The organism is Haloarcula sp. Atlit-120R, assembly GCF_003665885.1.
GTDB lineage: Archaea > Halobacteriota > Halobacteria > Halobacteriales > Haloarculaceae > Haloarcula > Haloarcula taiwanensis.
This window is the reverse complement of the sequence record NZ_QPLN01000030.1, coordinates 1-647: the sequence shown is the minus strand read 5'-3', so window position 1 is coordinate 647 and position 647 is coordinate 1. Positions and strand designations below refer to the sequence as shown.

The 647-nt window shown below is 60.7% G+C and carries 1 protein-coding gene; it reads right to left on the bottom strand.

The features are described from left to right. Positions 1–76: 76 nt before the first annotated feature. Positions 77–647, bottom strand: a 571-nt coding sequence (locus tag DVK01_RS21060; RefSeq protein WP_233562838.1) for a hypothetical protein, incomplete at its 5' end; no start/stop codon positions are given.

Genomic DNA, 647 nt, shown 5'->3' with positions numbered 1-647 from the left:
CGGAAAAGACGTCGATTACTCAGCGTCGAGGCGCAGTTGGTTACGAGAATAGTCGGTTCTCGGAAGTCCAGAGAAGTCACGCAGTATCGTCCCACATTCGCCACAGACGTGTGATTCGATACGCGACACCACCGAGTAGCCCAACGACTCCAACGCCGCTGTAGACGAATCCGGGCACCCACTTGTTCGCGAACGCGAACCGAGCCGTCACGTTCCCGACGACGACCGCGGTCGTCATCGCAGTGTCGAGCATCGACTGAATCATCGCCAAGTACCACACTCGCCACGCCGGACCATTGCTCGGCTCCTGTCCGCGACTGTCCACGAGCTGGTGCTCGAATCGATCAGGGATGATTGGGTTGTCGACAGGCTCCACGTCGCGAACGTCGATGTCCAACTCGTCTGCGGGAACGCGTGCCTCGTCGAGGGACTCTGCAGCGAGGCCGAAATGACCACCCAACATCACGCCCATGAACGCCGCGATGACCAGCAGGCCAACGCTGTAGATCGCGACGACACGAACCAGTGAGAAGAACATCGATGGCCCTTGACGACTCACTCTCTCAAGCTCAGCGAGCGCTCTGTTCATCGCACACCACCCCAGGACCCCGCGAGCGCCCCGCCCGCCGGGCGTACACGCGATGAAA